This is a genomic window from Pseudomonas sp. MPDS, from assembly GCF_013283895.1.
Classification (GTDB): domain Bacteria; phylum Pseudomonadota; class Gammaproteobacteria; order Pseudomonadales; family Pseudomonadaceae; genus Aquipseudomonas; species Aquipseudomonas rhizophila.
This window is the reverse complement of the sequence record NZ_CP054128.1, coordinates 248971-267185: the sequence shown is the minus strand read 5'-3', so window position 1 is coordinate 267185 and position 18215 is coordinate 248971. Positions and strand designations below refer to the sequence as shown.

The following is an 18215-nucleotide window of genomic DNA, read 5'->3' as shown; positions in this document are numbered from 1 at the left end:
GGCATTGAGCGAAGAAAATACGTACGACTCAACGAGCATTAAAGTGCTGAAAGGCCTGGATGCCGTACGCAAACGTCCCGGTATGTACATTGGTGACACCGACGATGGCAGCGGTCTGCACCACATGGTGTTCGAGGTGGTCGACAACTCCATCGACGAAGCCCTCGCCGGTCATTGCGATGACATCAGCATCATCATCCACCCGGATGAGTCCATCACTGTTCGTGACAACGGTCGTGGCATCCCGGTAGACGTACACAAGGAAGAAGGCGTTTCCGCAGCCGAGGTCATCATGACCGTGCTGCACGCCGGCGGTAAGTTCGATGACAACTCCTACAAGGTTTCCGGCGGTCTGCACGGCGTAGGTGTATCGGTCGTGAACGCACTGTCCGAAGAGCTTGTTCTTACCGTTCGCCGCAGTGGCAAGATCTGGGAACAAACCTACGTCCACGGTGTGCCTCAGGCGCCAATGGCGATCGTAGGCGACAGCGAAACCACCGGCACCCAGATTCACTTCAAGGCTTCCAGCGAAACCTTCAAGAACATCCACTTCAGCTGGGACATCCTGGCCAAGCGGATTCGTGAACTGTCCTTCCTCAACTCCGGTGTCGGTATCGTCCTCAAGGACGAGCGCAGCGGCAAGGAAGAGCTGTTCAAGTACGAAGGGGGCCTGCGTGCATTCGTTGAATACCTGAACACCAACAAGACTGCGGTCAACCAGGTGTTCCACTTCAACGTCCAGCGCGAAGATGGCATCGGCGTGGAAATCGCCCTGCAGTGGAACGACAGCTTCAACGAGAACCTGTTGTGCTTCACCAACAACATTCCACAGCGCGATGGCGGTACTCACCTGGTGGGTTTCCGTTCGGCGCTGACCCGTAACCTGAACAACTACATCGAACAGGAAGGTCTGGCGAAGAAGCATAAAGTCGCCACCACCGGTGACGATGCCCGTGAAGGCCTGACGGCGATCATTTCGGTGAAAGTGCCGGATCCGAAGTTCAGTTCCCAGACCAAGGACAAGCTGGTTTCTTCCGAAGTGAAGACCGCAGTCGAACAGGAAATGGGCAAATACTTCTCCGACTTCCTGCTGGAAAACCCCAACGAAGCCAAGCTGGTGGTCGGCAAGATGATCGACGCCGCCCGTGCCCGTGAAGCAGCGCGCAAGGCCCGTGAGATGACCCGCCGCAAAGGCGCGCTGGACATCGCCGGTTTGCCGGGCAAACTGGCCGACTGCCAGGAAAAAGACCCTGCCTTGTCCGAACTGTACCTCGTGGAAGGTGACTCTGCTGGCGGTTCCGCCAAGCAGGGCCGCAACCGCCGCACCCAGGCCATCCTGCCGCTCAAGGGCAAGATCCTGAACGTCGAGAAGGCGCGCTTCGACAAGATGATCTCCTCCCAGGAAGTCGGCACGCTCATCACTGCGCTGGGCTGTGGCATCGGCCGCGATGAGTACAACATCGACAAGCTGCGTTATCACAACATCATCATCATGACCGACGCCGACGTCGACGGTTCGCACATCCGCACCCTGTTGCTGACGTTCTTCTTCCGTCAGTTGCCGGAGCTGATCGAGCGCGGCTACATCTATATCGCCCAGCCTCCGCTGTACAAGGTCAAGAAAGGCAAGCAAGAGCAATACATCAAAGACGACGACGCCATGGAAGAGTACATGACGCAGTCGGCCCTGGAAGATGCGAGCCTGCACCTGAACGAAGAGGCCCCAGGCATTTCCGGCGAAGCCCTTGAGCGCCTGGTCAACGACTTCCGCCTGGTGATGAAGACTCTCAAGCGCCTGTCGCGCCTGTACCCACAGGAGCTGACCGAGCACTTCATCTACCTGCCGGCTGTCAGCATGGAACAGCTCTCCGATCACGCTGCAATGCAGGATTGGCTGGCCCAGTACGAAGTTCGTCTGCGCACCGTAGAGAAGTCTGGCCTGGTGTACAAAGCCAGCCTGCGTGAAGACCGTGAGCGTAACGTCTGGCTGCCAGAGGTCGAACTGATCTCCCACGGCCTGTCCAACTACGTCACTTTCAACCGCGACTTCTTCGGCAGCAACGACTACAAGACTGTCGTCTCCCTGGGCGCGCAACTGAGCACCCTGCTGGACGAAGGCGCGTACATCCAGCGTGGTGAGCGCAAGAAAGCCGTTACCGAGTTCAAGGAAGCCCTTGAGTGGCTGATGGCCGAAAGCACCAAGCGCCACACCATCCAGCGCTATAAAGGTCTGGGTGAAATGAACCCGGACCAGCTGTGGGAAACCACCATGGACCCAGGCTCGCGCCGGATGCTGAAAGTCACCATCGAAGACGCCATCGGCGCGGACCAGATCTTCAACACCCTGATGGGTGATGCGGTCGAGCCTCGTCGTGACTTCATCGAGAGCAATGCGTTGGCGGTGTCTAACCTGGATTTCTGATCCACACACCCTGCGCCAACGAAAAAGGCCAACGCATATGCGTTGGCCTTTTTTTTCGCCCGTTGGCCCTAACCCTAACTCGCCACCGAAGCTTCACTCCCCGCCGCCACACTCTCCAACCGATACCCATACCCATAAATCGTCAGCAACTGCCAACCCCGATCCGCCGTCAGCCCGAGTTTGTTGCGCAGACGGTAGATGTGGGTGTCGAGCGGGCGCGACGAGGTCATTTCCTCGTGGGTCCAGAAGCGCTCGTAGAAATACTCCCGGGACAGTGGACGGCCCAGGTTGGCGAACAGGCAGCGGGCCAGGCGGTATTCCCGTTCGGTCAGGCTGATGGGGATACCGGCGCGGGTGACGGTCAGTTCGGCGTCGTCGAATTCCAGGTCGTTGAATACCAGCACGTCGCTGGCTGGAGCACGTTGCAGGTTATGGCGTCGCAACACGGCTGTGACCCGGGCCTTGAGTTCGTTAGGCCTGAAGGGTTTGCTCACGTAGTCGTCGGCCCCGGCGTTGAGGGCCTGGACCACATCGTGCTCGCCGTCGCGGCTGGTGAGCATGATGGCGGCCGGGGGCGAGTCCATGTGCTCCCGCGTCCAGCGCAGCAGCGACAACCCGCTGATGTCGGGCAATTGCCAGTCGAGGATCAAGAGGTCGAAGGTTTCCCGGCGCAGCTGCCGCAACAGGTCTTCGCCGCGCTCAAAACTGTGCAAGGTCCAGGCTTGCTCGCCCCTGCCGGGGATTTGTTGCAGTGTCTGTTCCACCCGGCGCAGCTCGGCCGGTTCGTCATCCAGTATGGCGACACGCATGGGATGCGATTCCTTGATCTCGAGAGTAACGGACATCATCAGGGTGGCCTGCAATCTGAACAAATATTCCACTTGCCCGATGTAACCTCGGCGGGCCGATAAGTTGTCGGGTTGCAGGTCCCCTGTCGCTGGCAGTGACAATACCGGCTCATGACGCGCAGGGAAAGGTAGCAGCGCGCCACCTATCGAGTCCGCTATAGTCTTTGGTCTTCAGCCTGCTGGTGCGACACGCGACCCCCCATGAAAAAAATCCCCCGTTCCTATGTTCTGTCAGGGTGCTTATGAGCAACCAGCGTCGTCGTGAAAGCCGTGAACCGACCCAAGTCCAACGCATGTTTCGCCAATTGGTACGGGAATGGTTGTGGATAAGTCTTCTTCTATTACCGCTCACCGCGTTGTTGTCGTTCAGTACCCAGCCAACACGCCACGGGCCAGAAGCGGCGTTGTTGTCGGTGTTTGTGGTCGCTGTTGTGCTGGGGTTGCTATTGCTGCGCCCTCGCCTGGCGCTGTGGACGACAGTGGGTGGCATGAGCATGGCCCTGCTGATCAGTGTCGTACTTGCGGCTGAAGGTTGGTGGTGGTCGCCCATGGCGAGCGTGCTGGGCATCGTGTTTGGCTATCTGATCTGGAATTGGCGGCGGCTGAGCGTGGTGCTGGCCTACTTTGGCTGGGAACTGGCGCGCCTGGATGCGGAGCCCAAGGTGTTCCCCGAACGGCGTCGTGCGCCCTACACGGGCAGCGACCGCTTGCAGGGCCAGATCATGGCCCTGGAGCAAGCCATGGGGAGAACCCGGGACACCCGTCGCTTTATTGCCGATGGCCTCGAATACCTGCCGGTGGCAACAATGATCAGCGATCCCCAAGGCAAGATATTGCTGGGTAACCGCAAAGCGCGTGATCTCTTCGGCCATGGCTTGGCGGGGGGCGATGTATTGGAGCATCTCGCGCAGCTGGGTTACCCAGGACTGGAGCGCGGGGTGCCTCACCGATTATCCACATTGCCCCTGGTGGAGTTTCGCGACAGCCGGGAGCGCAGCCTGCGTCTGGAACGAGCCCCGCTATTGCCGGTTGATGGTGAGGCGCCGATAGGCTGGTTACTGAGCCTCATCGACCTGAGCGCGGAGCGCGAAGCCGAAGAGCAGCGCAGCGTCATGCTGCGTTTTTTGTCCCATGATTTGCGCGCGCCCCACTCGGCGATCCTGGCCCTGCTGGATGTGCAGCGGCATCAGAACGGAGCGAATAATCCGCTCTTCGATCAGATCGAGCGGCAGGTGCGTCGCGCCTTGGAATTGACCGACGGCTTTGTGCAACTGGCCAAGGCCGAGTCTGAGGCGTATCAATTCCAACCGACGCTGTTCGCCATGTTGGTCCTGGATGTACTTGACCAGGCGCTGCCCATCGCCCAGGCAAAACGCATCCAGTTGATTCATGAAATAGAGGATGAAGAGGCGATGGTGAGCGCGGATCAATCATTGCTGACCCGTGCCCTGTTCAATCTGCTGGAAAATGCCATCAAGTACAGCCCGCCCGACGCCTGCATTTCCCTGCAGGTTCATTGCACGTCGGGTTGGTTGACCTGCAACGTCGCCGACCAGGGCAAGGGCATCAGCGCCGAAGAACTACCGGACCTGTTCAGCCAGTATCGACGGTTTTCCTCGGCTCACGGTGTGGATGGCATTGGCTTGGGACTGTCGATGGTCAAGGCCGTGGTGGACCATCATGAGGGGAAAATCGAATGCCATAGCGTGGTAGGCAAAGGCACGACGTTCAGCCTGCGATTCCCGTTGTTGGCGGAGTAAAGATCGTCCGAACGGGGCCCGAGCCTTCGGACGATCTTGGTGCTATAAAAAACTTATGCACCTGTCGGCGGCTTTTATGTTTTTATGAAATATGTATTAAAAACAAAGACATAAAACAGAAAAGTTACGAATTTCGAAAAAACGGTGCACAGGTTATCCACAGATATCAAACAGCGGCTTGTTCCGTGGGCACTTCCGCGACAGGACCGGGTGGAAGCGAACCCATCTCCCGTTGGGTCTGTTCGTTCCAGGTTTGTACGCGTTCATTGAGCTCGGCAATGGCGCGGGGCCCGCTACCTTCGGCATACATGGGCTTGCCGATCACCACGGTGATGACGCCCGGTGTCCGGAGCCAGCCACCCTTGGGCCAGAACTTGCCGGCATTGTGTGCAATCGGCAGCACCGGCAGGTCAGCGTTTACCGCCAATGCGCTGCCACTGCGGGAGAATTTGCCGATCGTCCCGTAGGGAACACGGGTACCCTCTGGAAAGATCAAAACCCAAACCTTGTCCTTGAGCAGCTCATCACCTTTTTTCGCCACTTGCTTGAGAGCAACCTTGGGGTTGTCCCGGTCAATGGCGATGGGGCGCAGCATTGCCATGGCCCAGCCGAAGAAAGGTACGAACAGCAGCTCACGTTTGAGCACTTGGCTCAGGGGCTCGAAGTAAGCCGAAAGGAAGAAAGTCTCCCAGGTGCTCTGGTGGTTGGACTGGATCACGCACGGCCGCTCAGGCACGTTTTCGGCGCCTTTTACTTCATACCGTATCCCCAGAAAAACCTTGCTCAGCCACAGCGCGCAACGGCACCAGTACACATTGATAAAACGGTAGCGCGTCCTGAACGACATGAAAGGCGCTACAAAAAAACTCAACGTGCACCACAACAACGAACTGGTGCCCAGCAGCAGGTAAAAGAGAAAGGTTCTGATGGCCTGCAATATCGACATAGCGGCATTTACCGTTGCGGGCAGTGCCCGACTGTTTAAGCGCTTCCCGAACAGTCCTTGATCAGGATGTCTTGGGAGCTCTAATTGTGGATAAGTTCAGCGGCAATCGCCGCCAAGTCTTCAAAAATCAGGGTGCCCACCGGCAGGGTCTTGCCCAGAGTCTTCTCGCCTTTGCCGGTCTTTACCAAAACGGGCTGACAATCGACGGCCTTGGCCGCCTCCAGGTCACCCAGGCTGTCGCCGACGAACCACACTCCCGCCAGCGTTACATCGTAGTGAGCGGCAATGGTTTTCAACATGCCCGGCTTGGGCTTGCGGCAATCACAACCTTCGTCCGGCCCGTGCGGGCAGTAGACGATCAGCCCGACTTCACCGCCCTGCTCGGCCACCAATGCGCGCAAGCGCTCATGCATGGCCTCAAGGACCGCGAGGTCGTAGTAACCGCGGGCAATGCCCGACTGGTTGGTGGCAACCGCCACCGTCCAGCCGGCCTTGCTCAACTGCGCGATGGCTTCGATCGAACCGGGGAGCGGCAACCACTCCTCCACCGATTTGATATAAGCGTCGGAGTCGTGGTTGATCACTCCGTCCCGATCGAGAATCAGCAGTTTCAACAGCAGCCCCTCAACCCAGCATGGAAATGTCGGCAATATTGAGGAACAGGCCCCGCAGGCGCGCCAGCAGTGCATAGCGATTCTTGCGAACATCTTCGTTGTCCGCATTCACCATCACGGCTTCAAAGAACGCATCGACAGGATCGCGCAGTGCTGCCAGGCGTGCCAGCGCTTCGGCATACTCGCGCTTTTCCATCAGCGGTTGCACGGACGTAGACGCCTGCTGGATAGCCGAGTTGAGTGAGAACTCCACGGCGTTATCAAAGTACCGCGCCTCAGGTACGGCGAAAATTGTAGGCTCGGCCTTGCTCAGCAGATTCGACACCCGCTTGTTCACCGCCGCCAGCGCTGCTGCTTCCGGCAGTTGGCGGAAAGCCTGCACCGCTTGGACGCGCTGGTCGAAGTCCAGGGCCGAACCGGGCTTGAGGGCACGCACCGACAGATAGGTGGCGACATCGACGCCTTCGTCTTCATAACGCGCACGCAGGCGGTCGAAGATGAATTCCAGCACCGCGTCGGCCAGACCGGCAGACTTGACCTTGCTGCCGAACGCATTGACGGCGAACGCCACAGCGTCGTTCAGGTCCAGGTCCAGTTGCTTGTCGATCAGGATCCGCAGCACACCCAACGCCGCGCGACGCAGGGCGTACGGGTCTTTGCTGCCGGTAGGCAACATGCCGATGCCGAAGATACCCACCAGGGTGTCGAGCTTGTCGGCGATGGCCACGGCCGCACCGGTCAGGGTGGTCGGCAGTTCAGCGCCGGCACCGCGGGGCATGTACTGCTCGTTCAGCGCCAGGGCCACGTCTTGCGGCTCGCCGTCGTTGAGGGCGTAGTAGTAACCGGCAACGCCTTGCATCTCCGGGAACTCACCGACCATTTCTGTGGACAGGTCGCACTTGGACAGGATGCCGGCACGGGCGGCGCGCTGGGCGTCGCCGCCAATGCGTGGAGCGATGAAAGCAGCCAGTTTCGAAACGCGCTCGGCCTTGTCGTAGACGCTGCCGAGTTTTTCCTGGAACACCACGTTCTGCAGGCGTTCGTTGAAGCTTTCCAGCGGTTGCTTCTTGTCCTGCTTGAAGAAGAACTCGGCGTCCGTCAGGCGCGGGCGAACGACTTTCTCGTTACCGGCGATGATCTGCTGCGGGTCCTTGCTTTCGATGTTGGCGACGGTGATGAAGCGCGGCAGCAACTTGCCTTCAGCGTCCAGCAGGCAGAAATACTTCTGGTTGTCCTGCATGGTGGTGATAAGCGCTTCCTGCGGCACTTCAAGGAAACGTTCCTCGAACGAGCACACCAGCGGCACTGGCCATTCCACCAGCGCGGTCACTTCGTCCAGCAGACTTGGCGGCACGATGGCGGTGCCTTCCTGCTGGGTGGCCAACTCTTCGGTGCGCCTGCTGATCAGTTCGCGACGCTCGTTGGCGTCAGCCAATACGTAGGCGGAACGCAGGTCGGCCAGGTAATTGGCCGGCGAGGTGATGCGCACGCTCTGCGGATGATGGAAGCGGTGACCGCGGGAATCGCGACCGGCCTTCTGGGCCAGGATCGTGCAGTCGATGACTTGGTCACCGAGCAGCATCACCAGCCATTGGGTCGGACGCACGAACTCTTCCTTGCGCGCGGCCCAGCGCATGCGCTTGGGAATCGGCAGGTCGTTCAGGGAATCTTCGATGATGGTCGGCAACAGGCTGGCGGTCGGCTTGCCCTTGATGCTCTGGCTGTAGCGCAGCTTCGGCCCGCTCTGGTCGATTTCGCTCAGGTCCACGCCACATTTCTTGGCGAAACCGAGGGCGGCTTGGGTTGGGTTGCCGTCGGCATCGAACGCGGCCTGGCGTGGCGGGCCGTCGAGGTTGATGCTGCGGTCCGGCTGCTGGGTCGCCAGGGCGGTGATCAGCACGGCCAAACGACGCGGTGCGGCGTAGACATGCTTGGCTTCGAAGTTCAGGCCAGCGGCTTGCAGGCCCTTCTCGATACCGGCCAGGAACGCATCGGCCAGGGTGTTCAGGGCTTTGGGTGGCAGTTCTTCGGTGCCCAGTTCAACCAGAAAATCTTGAGCACTCATTGTGCAGCCTCCAGCTTAGCCAACACTTCATCACGCAAATCCGGGGTCGCCATCGGGAAGCCCAGCTTGGCACGGGCCAGCAGGTAGGCTTGCGCAACGGAACGCGCCAGGGTGCGTACACGCAGGATGTATTGCTGGCGCGCAGTCACGGAAATCGCCCGGCGTGCGTCCAGCAGGTTGAAGGTGTGGGACGCCTTCAACACCATTTCATAGCTCGGCAACGGCAGCGGCTGGTCCAGTTCGATCAGGCGCTTGGCTTCGCTTTCATAGAAATCGAACAACTCGAACAGCTTGTCGACGTTGGCGTGTTCGAAGTTGTAGGTCGATTGCTCCACTTCGTTCTGGTGGAACACGTCGCCGTAGGTCACTTTGCCGAACGGGCCGTCGGCCCATACCAGGTCGTAGACCGAGTCCACGCCTTGCAGGTACATGGCCAGACGTTCCAGGCCATAGGTGATTTCGCCGGTCACCGGGTAGCACTCGATGCCACCCGCTTGCTGGAAATATGTGAACTGGGTCACTTCCATGCCGTTGAGCCAGACTTCCCAGCCCAGGCCCCAGGCGCCCAGGGTTGGCGATTCCCAGTTGTCTTCAACGAAACGAATGTCGTGCACCAGCGGGTCGAGGCCGACGTGCTTGAGCGAGCCCAAGTACAGCTCCTGGAAGTTTTCCGGGTTCGGTTTCAGGACCACCTGGAACTGGTAGTAGTGCTGCAGACGGTTCGGGTTTTCGCCGTAGCGGCCGTCAGTCGGGCGGCGGCTGGGCTGCACATAAGCGGCGTTCCAGGTTTCCGGGCCGATGGCACGCAGAAACGTGGCAGTGTGGAAAGTGCCGGCGCCTACTTCCATATCGTAGGGCTGAAGTACCACGCAACCTTGCTCGGCCCAGTATTGCTGGAGGGCGAGGATCAAGTCTTGGAAGGTACGCACGGCTGGCGTAGGCTGGCTCACGAAATTCACCTGTTTCTTGGGCTGCGATTTAAAGAGCGGGAGTATACCCGATTCGTTCGTGCGCACGCCCCCTGGAGCCTTATGCCACGCTGCTTTTGGTGTTCTGACGATCCTTTGTACATGGCTTATCACGATCAGGAGTGGGGCACGCCGCTGCGCGATGCGCAGGGTTTGTTCGAGTTGCTTTTGCTCGAAGGGTTCCAGGCCGGGCTGTCCTGGATCACCGTTTTGCGCAAACGCGAGCGCTACCGGCAAGTGCTGTTCGGCTTTGACGTCCAGCGCGTGGCGCAGATGAGCGATGCAGAAATCGATGAGCTGATGCTCGACCCCGGCATCATCCGCAACCGCCTCAAGCTCAATGCGGCCCGGCGCAATGCCCAAGCCTGGCTGGCCCTGGAGGATCCGGTGGCGTTCCTCTGGTCGTTCGTGGACGGCAAGCCGGTCATCAACCACTTCAAGGACCGCTCCGAAGTGCCGGCCATCACGCCCCAGGCCGTGCAGATGAGCAAGGGCCTGAAAAAAGCCGGCTTCACCTTTGTCGGGCCGACCATTTGTTACGCCTTGATGCAGGCCTCGGGAATGGTCATGGACCATACCCAGGACTGCGACCGCTACGCGGAGCTGGCAAACGGCGGTTAGAATAGCCGGCTCGCAACACGCCCATGAATTCAGGAGTGACCTGTGGATAAGTTGAAAGGCGCCTTGCTGGTCGGCGCTCTGCGGTTGTTTGCGATGCTGCCTTGGCGCGCGGTGCAGGCGTCGGGTTCGGCCATCGGCTGGCTCATGTGGAAGCTGCCCAATCGTTCCCGCGACGTGGTGCGGATCAACCTCGCCAAGTGTTTCCCCGAGATGGACCCGGCCGAGCGCGAACGTCTGGTGGGCCAAAGCCTCAAGGACATCGGCAAATCCCTGACTGAAAGCGCCTGCGCCTGGATCTGGCCGGCCCAGCGTTCCATCGACCTGGTGCGGGAAGTCGAAGGCCTGGACGTATTAAAAGAAGCGCTCGCTTCCGGCAAAGGCGTGGTGGGCATCACCAGCCACCTGGGCAACTGGGAAGTGCTTAACCACTTCTATTGCAGCCAGTGCAAACCGATCATTTTCTACCGTCCGCCCAAGCTCAAAGCGGTGGATGAATTGCTGCGCAAACAGCGCGTGCAACTGGGCAACAAAGTCGCGGCGTCGACTAAGGAAGGTATCCTCAGCGTCATCAAAGAGGTCCGAAAGGGCGGTCAAGTGGGCATTCCCGCCGACCCGGAACCGGCCGAGTCTGCCGGTATCTTCGTCCCCTTCTTCGCCACCCAGGCCCTGACCAGCAAGTTCGTACCGAACATGCTCGCCGGTGGCAAGGCCGTCGGCGTATTCCTCCACGCCCTGCGCCTGCCGGACGGCTCCGGCTACAAAGTCATCCTCGAAGCCGCCCCAGACGCCATGTACAGCACCGACACCGAAACCGCCTGCGCCGCCATGAGCCAGGTTGTGGAGCGTTATGTACGCGCCTACCCGAGCCAGTACATGTGGAGCATGAAACGCTTCAAAAAACGCCCGCCAGGCGAGGCGCGGTGGTACTGAAGGCCTGTTGCTGCATATGAGTGACACAGGGATTTGTGGTGAATGCAGGATATGCGAACACCCAAGAACCCATGTGGGAGCCGAGCTTGCTCGCGATGACGGCGGCCCATTCAACATCAGTGCAAGCTGAACCACCGCTATGGCGAGCAAGCTCAGTTCCCACGGGGATTTGTGATGGATGCGATATCTGTGAACAACCCGGAAAAACTGTGGGAGCGAGCCTGACAGACAACACATATCCAACCGAACGGCTCACCCTGTGGCGAGGGAGCTAGCTCCCGCTGGGCTGCGCAGCAGCCCCAACCAAGCTGACACATTCTTTCAGGCACAGAGGTCTATTTTTCCAAGCACAGTGCGGGCTGAATGTCCTAAGCTCGCCTATCCCCAATCAGCCAAGGACGCGTCAATGGGCATTCGAGGTAATGACCGCCAGATCGACAACATCGAGCTCAATGTCAGCGACATCGCCCGAAGCAAAGCCTTCTATGCGAGCGCATTCGGCTGGAGTTTCGTCGACTACGGCCCGACCTACACCGAATTCAGCGACGGTCGTCTGACCGGTGGCTTCACGACCGGTGAACCTGTGCGCCCAGGCGGCCCGTTAATCATCCTGTACGCGGATGACCTTGAAGGCACCCAACTCAGACTCAAGGCCGCTGGGGCGATCATCAGCCGTGAAGTGTTCGATTTCCCCGGTGGCCGACGTTTTCACTTTATCGATCCGGATGGCTATGAGCTGGCGGTGTGGTCGGCTTCCTGATGGCTGATTGATCACGAGGAGGCGCAAAGCCTCAATCGTGTCCATGATTAAGGACCTGCGATATCGGTGACGTTGGAATGGCAAAGCCATCTCTAAATCCGTCGGATTACCGTCCGTTCAGAAATATCGCACTTCCTCTGGTTCATTAATCAAGGAGTCCCCTCATGAAAATCGACTTCACCGGACGCCACGTCTTAGTCACCGGCTCCTCCAGCGGCATTGGTTTCGCCACAGCCAAAGGCTTCCTCGAGTCCGGCGCCCACGTGGTCATCAATGGTCGCAGCGAGAGCAGCGTGGAGGACGCGTTGCAGCGGTTGGGCGACCTTGCTTCAAATGCCGCTGGCTTTGTGGGTGACCTTAGTCATGAGGCTGGCTGCCAGGCACTGATCGCCAAGCACCCAAGCTTCGATATCGTCATCAACAACCTGGGCATTTTCAAACAGGAAGACTTTTTCGAAACGCCGGACAGCGAATGGCAGCGCTTTTTCGAAACCAACGTGATGTCGGGCGTGCGGGTTTCCAGGGCCTACGCGCCGGGCATGGTCGAGCGCGGTTGGGGGCGGATTGTGTTTGTCTCGTCGGAATCGGGTCTGAACATCCCCGCCGACATGATCCACTACGGCTTTACCAAAACCGCCCAACTGTCCATTGCTCGCGGCCTGGCCAAGCGCCTCGCCGGCACCGGCGTTACGGTGAATTCGGTACTGCCTGGGCCGACGCTTTCCGAAGGAGTTGCCCAGATGCTCCAGGCAGACGTTGAGCGTAGCGGGGAAAGCCTGGAAAAGGTCGCGGCGGATTTCGTCAACCAGCACCGTAGCACCTCGATCATCCAGCGTGCGGCGCGCGTCGAGGAAGTCGCCAACATGATCATCTATGCCAGCTCGGAACAGGCCTCGGCCACCACCGGTGCGGCGTTGCGTGTGGATGGTGGGGTGGTGGATAGCATCGTTTAGGGCCCTATGACACGTTGCAAAAAAACGCCGCTTCCTCATGAGAGATAAGCGGCGTTTTTTCTTTTGGAAGCAACATGGGTTGATTTGACCCGTTTTCGGAGCGTTGAAGGGTTTGTTCAGCCTACCCGGTTTTCGATCAAGCGATCCGAGCCGCCTTCGGCTAAACGTTTTTCGATCAGTCGATCCGAACCACCTTCAGCGACACGTTTTTCGATCAGCCGATCTGAACCACCTTCAGCGACACGTTTATCGATCAGCCGATCCGAACCGCCTTCGGCTACACGTTTTTCGATCAGCCGATCCGAACCACCTTCGGCGACACGTTTATCGATCAGCCGATCCGAACCACCTTCAGCGACACGTTTATCGATCAGCCGATCCGAACCGCCTTCAGCGACACGTTTTTCGATCAGCCGATCCGAACCACCTTCGGCGACACGTTTATCGATCAGCCGATCCGAACCACCTTCAGCGACACGTTTATCGATCAGCCGGTCCGAGCCGCCTTCGGCGACACGTTTATCGATCAGCCGGTCCGAGCCGCCTTCGGCGACACGTTTATCGATCAGTCGATCCGAACCGCCTTCGGCGACACGTTTATCGATCAGCCGATCCGAACCACCTTCAGCGACACGTTTTTCGATCAGCCGGTCCGAGCCGCCCTCAGCGACCGTAGGTTGAACAAAAGAAGTTGCGAATGCATTGCCGAGCGCCAGTGCGAGAAGCGAGCCAACAAGCGTTTTGTTGAAAGTGTTCATGTCCTGATCCTTTTTATTCGTAGATGAAGTGAGTTAGACGGTGACGTGCAAACGGACGTCGACGTTGCCGCGTGTCGCGTTGGAGTACGGGCAGACCTGGTGAGCCGCGTCGACCAGCGCTTGAGCATCGGCTTGATCCAGACCCGGCAGATTGATGTGCAGGTCAATGTCCAGACCGAAACCGCCAGGGATCTGGCCGATGCCGACGTGTGCCGTGATTGAGGCGTCAGCAGGGATGCTGCGTTTGCTTTGGCTGGCGACAAACTTCAATGCGCCGATGAAGCAGGCCGAGTAACCGGCGGCGAACAACTGCTCAGGGTTGGTGGCTTCACCACCGGCGCCGCCCAGGGCTTTTGGTGTGGCCAGTTTCACGTCGAGAATCTTGTCGCTGGAAACAGCACGGCCATCACGGCCACCAGTGGAGGTTGCGACTGCGGTATAGAGAACGTTCATGGTGTTTCCTCGCTTGCTGATTGGTTTGACCGATTTTGTTTGCGCTAAATGTTTGTGCGCTAACCAGTTGAGATAAAATTAACGGACAAATAGTTTGCGCGCAATATAAATTTTTGAAAATTTGCCGAATTTGAATTAACCAGTTGATCCGAAAGGAAATTTATTTTTAAGCGCCGCCGTGTCGACAGAGCGTGTGGGCCGCGAAGTGATTCAAGGGGAAGGAGGTGCTAGGGGGTATCAGCAGGGCCAGCGCAATTGCAGACCTTCGGAGAAAGGGCGTTCAAAGTAGAATGATGGGCTTCTCGATCATTCCCACGCTCCTGCGTGGGAATGCCGCCAGGGACGCTCCGCGTTCCGCTTTTGGAAGGTGATGCAGAGCGTGGACACGATCAAATTCCAACTGATGATGTAAGCCAATCCGACTAAGCAACAGCCACTCGATTACGCCCCAAGGCCTTTGCTCGATACAGAGCTTTGTCCGCATCGTTCATCAGGCTGTGAAGGTCCTTATTACAAGCCTCCGTCGACGCGACGCCGAGGCTGGCTGATATGCAGTGAACAGGCTCGATCATCAAACCCGCAATCGTATCGATGAGCTGTTCTGCAATTTGGGTAGCGACTTCGATGGAAGTGTCCGGAAGCAGGATGGCGAACTCTTCCCCGCCTAGCCGACCATGAATATCCGTTCCCCGAAACGACGAACTGATGACCGCCCCCATCTGGCGCAGAACCTGATCCCCCACCTGATGGCCGTAGGTGTCGTTGATGTGCTTGAAGTGATCCATGTCCAGCATGACGGCGCACAACCCTACCCGCTTGGCCTTGCATTCGTCGTAGAGCTGTTGGGCATGCTCGAAAAAAGCCCGACGGCTCTTCAGGCCGGTCAATTCATCGGTTTGGGCTGCGCGAGTTGAAATGCTGTTGGCCTGTTCCATTTCGCGGGTGAGTCGAAAAGCGGTTTCCAGTGCCTGGGACATTTTGTGTGTAGCGCGGGCGGCAAATGCTGCGAACACCAAAATCGAGAGTGCGATGCCCACTTGAATCGGCGACGGTTGAAACAGCAGCCAGGCGGTGCACGGCAACAGCACCAGGCCAATGGAGACGAGGGTCATATCACGGTAGGCGGAGTAGCAGGACACCGCGCTGACGGACATGCCGACAGTAAAAAGCATGACCAATGCCTGGGACAACAGATCGTCCGCCGGCATGACCGCTAATGCGCCTCCTCCCCAGATGCTGGCGGACAATACCAGTGTGATCCAGTATTTGCGCTCCCAGCGTTGGGGGGTGCGCTCGCTTTCGTCGCTGCGAACATAGGCAACGAACAACGAAATGCGCAACAGCGTCGAGCCAGTCAAGATGGCCAACCACCAAAAGATGACGCTGTGTTCAAAGCGATCCCAGCACAGCCAACACAGCATGATGGCAGCGAGGTAGCTCCCGAACACCGCAGAAACCGATTGGCGAAACAGTTGCTGCAGTCGGTCAGTTCGCACCTGCTCGGCTATGAAGAAAGCCTGGTCATTCCGAGATCCTGGGCAATCCATGTGATCCACCTGATCGTGACGCAACTGAAAGAGAGCGATTGTGGCACCCTGCCAGTAAGGCGAACAACTGAATTACACCCACAGTCCCGATATCCCGATTAAACCGAACCCCGTGGCGAGGGAGCTTGTTCCCGCTGGGCGGCGAAGCAGCGCCAACCATTCCTACAGACAAATCGCATCGTCTGCTTTACCGGATCAGGCAGGCATCAATCCCGCCTCCTGATAGCTCGATATCAAATCATCGAACAGGCTCACATCCGCCCGAGTTCGCGCGATTAACTGAGCACCCGCCACAGCGGTGTAAATAGCGAGGGCTCGGCGTTCACATTCTTGCGTGCCGCCAGTTCCGGCATCTGCCAATACCTGGGCAAGCCACGTTACGTTACCGTCCACAAAGGTCCTGATCTCTCGTGACACCTCATCGGGAAGGTCTTCGTATTCGGCTGCCATGAAGCTGGACAGACAAAGTTTGTTGCCGTCCTGAAGCGACGTTCGAAAAATGGCGGCGTACAGCTGCACGCACTCCTTAGGATCGGTATTGCCGGCCCGGATCCCTTCAAGCACCCGCTGCGTGTCCTGCCAGTAGCGTTCAGCAACCGCCGCGGCCAGGCCGGCCTTGCTCGGGAAGTGGTAATAAATGCTGGCGTTCTTGATGCCCACCTCTTCGGCAATGTTACGGAAATTTATCCCATTGTAACCGTGCAGTTGTGCAGCGGATTTCGCTGCCGCCAAGATGGCTTCTCGAGCATTTTCGTTCACGTTTTGGCCTCGTTTCGAAATTCGATTCACTCATGTCGTCGCGATTCTACGCCCGGATTTGCTTACCTGCCAATTGTCAGGTAGGGGATTGACAGCGCCCGATCTCCAGCTCAATCTTTTACCTACCAATTGACAGGCAGGTAACCGAATCATGACTTCTTCACAACAGAGCGCTGATGTTTACACCGTTCCTACGATGAAAATTTACGATTGGTTCAACGGCCCTTACCCCGCCCGAGTGCGCATAGCGCTGGCGGAGAAGGGATTGCTCTCGAAAATCGAATTCGTGTCGGTGAATCTCTGGAGCGGCGAACATAAGCAACCCGAGTTCCTGGCCCTCAATTACTCCGGGACACTGCCCGTGCTGGAGCTGAGCGATGGGACGCTGATTGCCGAGTGCACGGCGATTACCCAATACCTGGATAGCCTGGTCGGCGAACCGACGCTGACGGGCGAAACACCTGTTGAAAAAGGCCTCATCCACATGATGACCAAGCGCGCCGAGATCGAGTTTCTCGATGCGGTCAGCATGTACTTCCACCATGCAACGCCGGGCCTGGGCCCAAAGGTCGAGCTGTACCAGAATGCAGAATGGGGCGGCCGAATGGGCGATAAGGCGATCAGAGGCATGCGCTATTTCGACAACCTGCTCAAAGACCGGCCTTTTGTAGCGGGTGACAAGTTCTCGATGGCCGATATTGCGGTGCTGGGCGGCATGATCTTCGCCTCGCTGGTGCAGCTCTCCGTTCCTGAAGAATGTGTCGCATTGCGCGCATGGCATGCCAGGATGCAGGAACGTCCCAGCGTGCAGACATGGCGTGCCATGGTCGAGCGTGGCGTTGAGCCGCGATAGTGGGTAAACCCGCCAAAGAAAAACCCGACGCTTTAGGTCGGGTTTTTCCTGGATATTCCGACCCGCAAGTGAGTCACGGGTGGAAAAGGGGTGGAGCGTAATCTTGAAAGAGCACGAGCAAGCCTTGTTTACGGGTCACTCGACTTGCGACAGCTTAGCGTCGTCGCAACCGGCAGCACGGCACTCGCGCTCGACAGCCTTGAGTATGACGATACGCGCCTCGGTCTTCTCATTGGCACAGTCCAGGTAGAGCAGGCCATCGTTGGAACAGGCGTTGTCACGGATTTTGATCCACTGGATTTGAGCGGCTTTCACTTTTTTCTTTTGCTCCGGGTTCAGAGCACTCATCGTCTTCTTGTATTGCTCGTTGATTTCCTGATCCGACTGAACCATTTTCAGCGACGCGCAATAGGTCCTGTCATAGGCGTTTCTAGGGTTATCGCAACTCATCGCAGATGCCGATGCCGATGCCATTGCCAGCAATGTCCCAACCAACAAAGACTTGATCACTCACTTCACTCCCTGAATGCCCTCTATTCATTAGAGGTCGCGGCGGGGAATTTATCATGAGGGTTGTAGAACAATGAAGCAGATCCTAGGGCGTATTCGGCCTGAACAACGGGCAAATGCTGCTAGGCGGTCGGGAGCAAGTGATTGCTGAAAAAGGCTGCGTAGCTCTCGCCGCCCTCACCGATGCGACTGTCCCGACCAAAGTCGGCGCGCCCGTAGCCCCCTCCACCCCTGCGACTGCAAAGCGGACCCGAAAGACAAGCAACCACCACTCCCCGTCCGCCAGGCTACCCAACCTTGCGCCTTTGCCTACAACTACGCCAGCATCCGCCCGTTTATGCGCCTTGTCCTCGGGGGTCTACGTTCCGCTTCGGGCCGGCAACTAGCGCACTGTAACTTTCCTAAAGTTGCCGAGGCTCAGCCGCGCAGCCTCGATAATCTCAGGACT

16 protein-coding genes and 1 pseudogene are annotated in these 18215 nt (G+C 58.3%); 7 read left to right on the top strand and 10 right to left on the bottom strand.

The window, feature by feature from the left end; translation table 11 throughout:
• The first annotated feature begins 4 nt into the window (after positions 1-4).
• Entirely contained in the window at positions 5-2422 is a 2418-nt protein-coding gene (gene gyrB / locus HQ912_RS01145) for a DNA topoisomerase (ATP-hydrolyzing) subunit B (protein ID WP_047230120.1), read from the top strand.
• 74 nt (positions 2423-2496) lie between these two features.
• Here the strand turns inward: gyrB and HQ912_RS01140 are convergent, their stop codons facing one another.
• Positions 2497-3231, bottom strand: a complete 735-nt coding sequence (locus tag HQ912_RS01140; RefSeq protein WP_076386511.1) for a response regulator transcription factor — start codon at positions 3229-3231, stop codon at positions 2497-2499.
• 281 nt (positions 3232-3512) lie between these two features.
• Here HQ912_RS01140 and HQ912_RS01135 point away from each other — a divergent pair, with 281 nt between their 5' ends.
• Positions 3513-5030: a sensor histidine kinase gene (locus HQ912_RS01135; protein WP_107323178.1), complete on the top strand. Its 1518-nt coding sequence runs from the start codon at positions 3513-3515 to the stop codon at positions 5028-5030.
• Positions 5031-5196: 166 nt separating this feature from the next.
• Here the strand turns inward: HQ912_RS01135 and HQ912_RS01130 are convergent, their stop codons facing one another.
• The 4 genes from HQ912_RS01130 to glyQ form a co-directional block, all read right to left on the bottom strand.
• Complete coding sequence (locus tag HQ912_RS01130; RefSeq protein WP_047230107.1) at positions 5197-5976, bottom strand: lysophospholipid acyltransferase family protein; 780 nt, start codon at positions 5974-5976, stop codon at positions 5197-5199.
• Positions 5977-6056: 80 nt separating this feature from the next.
• Positions 6057-6596: a D-glycero-beta-D-manno-heptose 1,7-bisphosphate 7-phosphatase gene (gene gmhB, locus HQ912_RS01125; protein ID WP_171061292.1), complete on the bottom strand. Its 540-nt coding sequence runs from the start codon at positions 6594-6596 to the stop codon at positions 6057-6059.
• Positions 6597-6600: 4 nt separating this feature from the next.
• Positions 6601-8655, bottom strand: a complete 2055-nt coding sequence (glyS, locus tag HQ912_RS01120) for a glycine--tRNA ligase subunit beta (RefSeq protein ID WP_173406355.1) — start codon at positions 8653-8655, stop codon at positions 6601-6603.
• The gene (gene glyQ, locus HQ912_RS01115; protein WP_022641565.1) at positions 8652-9605 is read right to left on the bottom strand and encodes a glycine--tRNA ligase subunit alpha; all 954 of its coding nucleotides are present in this window, start codon (positions 9603-9605) and stop codon (positions 8652-8654) included. Before glyQ ends, glyS begins: the two co-directional genes overlap by 4 nt.
• Before the next feature lie 81 nt (positions 9606-9686).
• Here glyQ and tag point away from each other — a divergent pair, with 81 nt between their 5' ends.
• From tag to HQ912_RS01095, 4 genes are all read left to right on the top strand, one after another.
• Entirely contained in the window at positions 9687-10244 is a 558-nt protein-coding gene (gene tag / locus HQ912_RS01110; RefSeq protein WP_076383159.1) for a DNA-3-methyladenine glycosylase I, read from the top strand.
• A 42-nt stretch (positions 10245-10286) separates the two neighbouring features.
• Positions 10287-11174, top strand: a complete 888-nt coding sequence (locus HQ912_RS01105) for a lysophospholipid acyltransferase (protein ID WP_047230111.1) — start codon at positions 10287-10289, stop codon at positions 11172-11174.
• A gap of 406 nt (positions 11175-11580) precedes the next feature.
• Entirely contained in the window at positions 11581-11934 is a 354-nt protein-coding gene (locus tag HQ912_RS01100) for a VOC family protein (RefSeq protein ID WP_076383158.1), read from the top strand.
• A 164-nt stretch (positions 11935-12098) separates the two neighbouring features.
• A complete protein-coding gene (locus HQ912_RS01095; RefSeq protein ID WP_076383157.1) occupies positions 12099-12887 on the top strand; it encodes an SDR family NAD(P)-dependent oxidoreductase in 789 nt (262 codons plus the stop codon).
• A 275-nt stretch (positions 12888-13162) separates the two neighbouring features.
• Here the strand turns inward: HQ912_RS01095 and HQ912_RS01090 are convergent.
• The 4 genes and pseudogenes from HQ912_RS01090 to HQ912_RS01075 form a co-directional block, all read right to left on the bottom strand.
• A pseudogene (locus HQ912_RS01090) lies at positions 13163-13645 on the bottom strand (phage infection protein); the annotation flags it as partial.
• A 33-nt stretch (positions 13646-13678) separates the two neighbouring features.
• Positions 13679-14098 carry an organic hydroperoxide resistance protein gene (locus HQ912_RS01085; RefSeq protein ID WP_003196182.1) on the bottom strand — a complete coding sequence of 140 codons (420 nt, stop codon included), beginning with the start codon at positions 14096-14098 and terminating at the stop codon, positions 13679-13681.
• Positions 14099-14520: 422 nt separating this feature from the next.
• A complete protein-coding gene (locus HQ912_RS01080; RefSeq protein WP_047230115.1) occupies positions 14521-15645 on the bottom strand; it encodes a sensor domain-containing diguanylate cyclase in 1125 nt (374 codons plus the stop codon).
• A 195-nt stretch (positions 15646-15840) separates the two neighbouring features.
• Positions 15841-16404 carry a TetR/AcrR family transcriptional regulator gene (locus HQ912_RS01075; protein WP_173406354.1) on the bottom strand — a complete coding sequence of 188 codons (564 nt, stop codon included), beginning with the start codon at positions 16402-16404 and terminating at the stop codon, positions 15841-15843.
• Between the two features lie 151 nt (positions 16405-16555).
• On the opposite strand from HQ912_RS01075, the gene HQ912_RS01070 reads away from it, so the two are divergent.
• Positions 16556-17257, top strand: a complete 702-nt coding sequence (locus tag HQ912_RS01070) for a glutathione S-transferase (RefSeq protein ID WP_076383155.1) — start codon at positions 16556-16558, stop codon at positions 17255-17257.
• A gap of 135 nt (positions 17258-17392) precedes the next feature.
• On the opposite strand, the gene HQ912_RS01065 is transcribed toward HQ912_RS01070, so the two are convergent.
• Positions 17393-17767: a lysozyme inhibitor LprI family protein gene (locus HQ912_RS01065; protein WP_080962942.1), complete on the bottom strand. Its 375-nt coding sequence runs from the start codon at positions 17765-17767 to the stop codon at positions 17393-17395.
• Positions 17768-18215 lie beyond the last annotated feature (448 nt).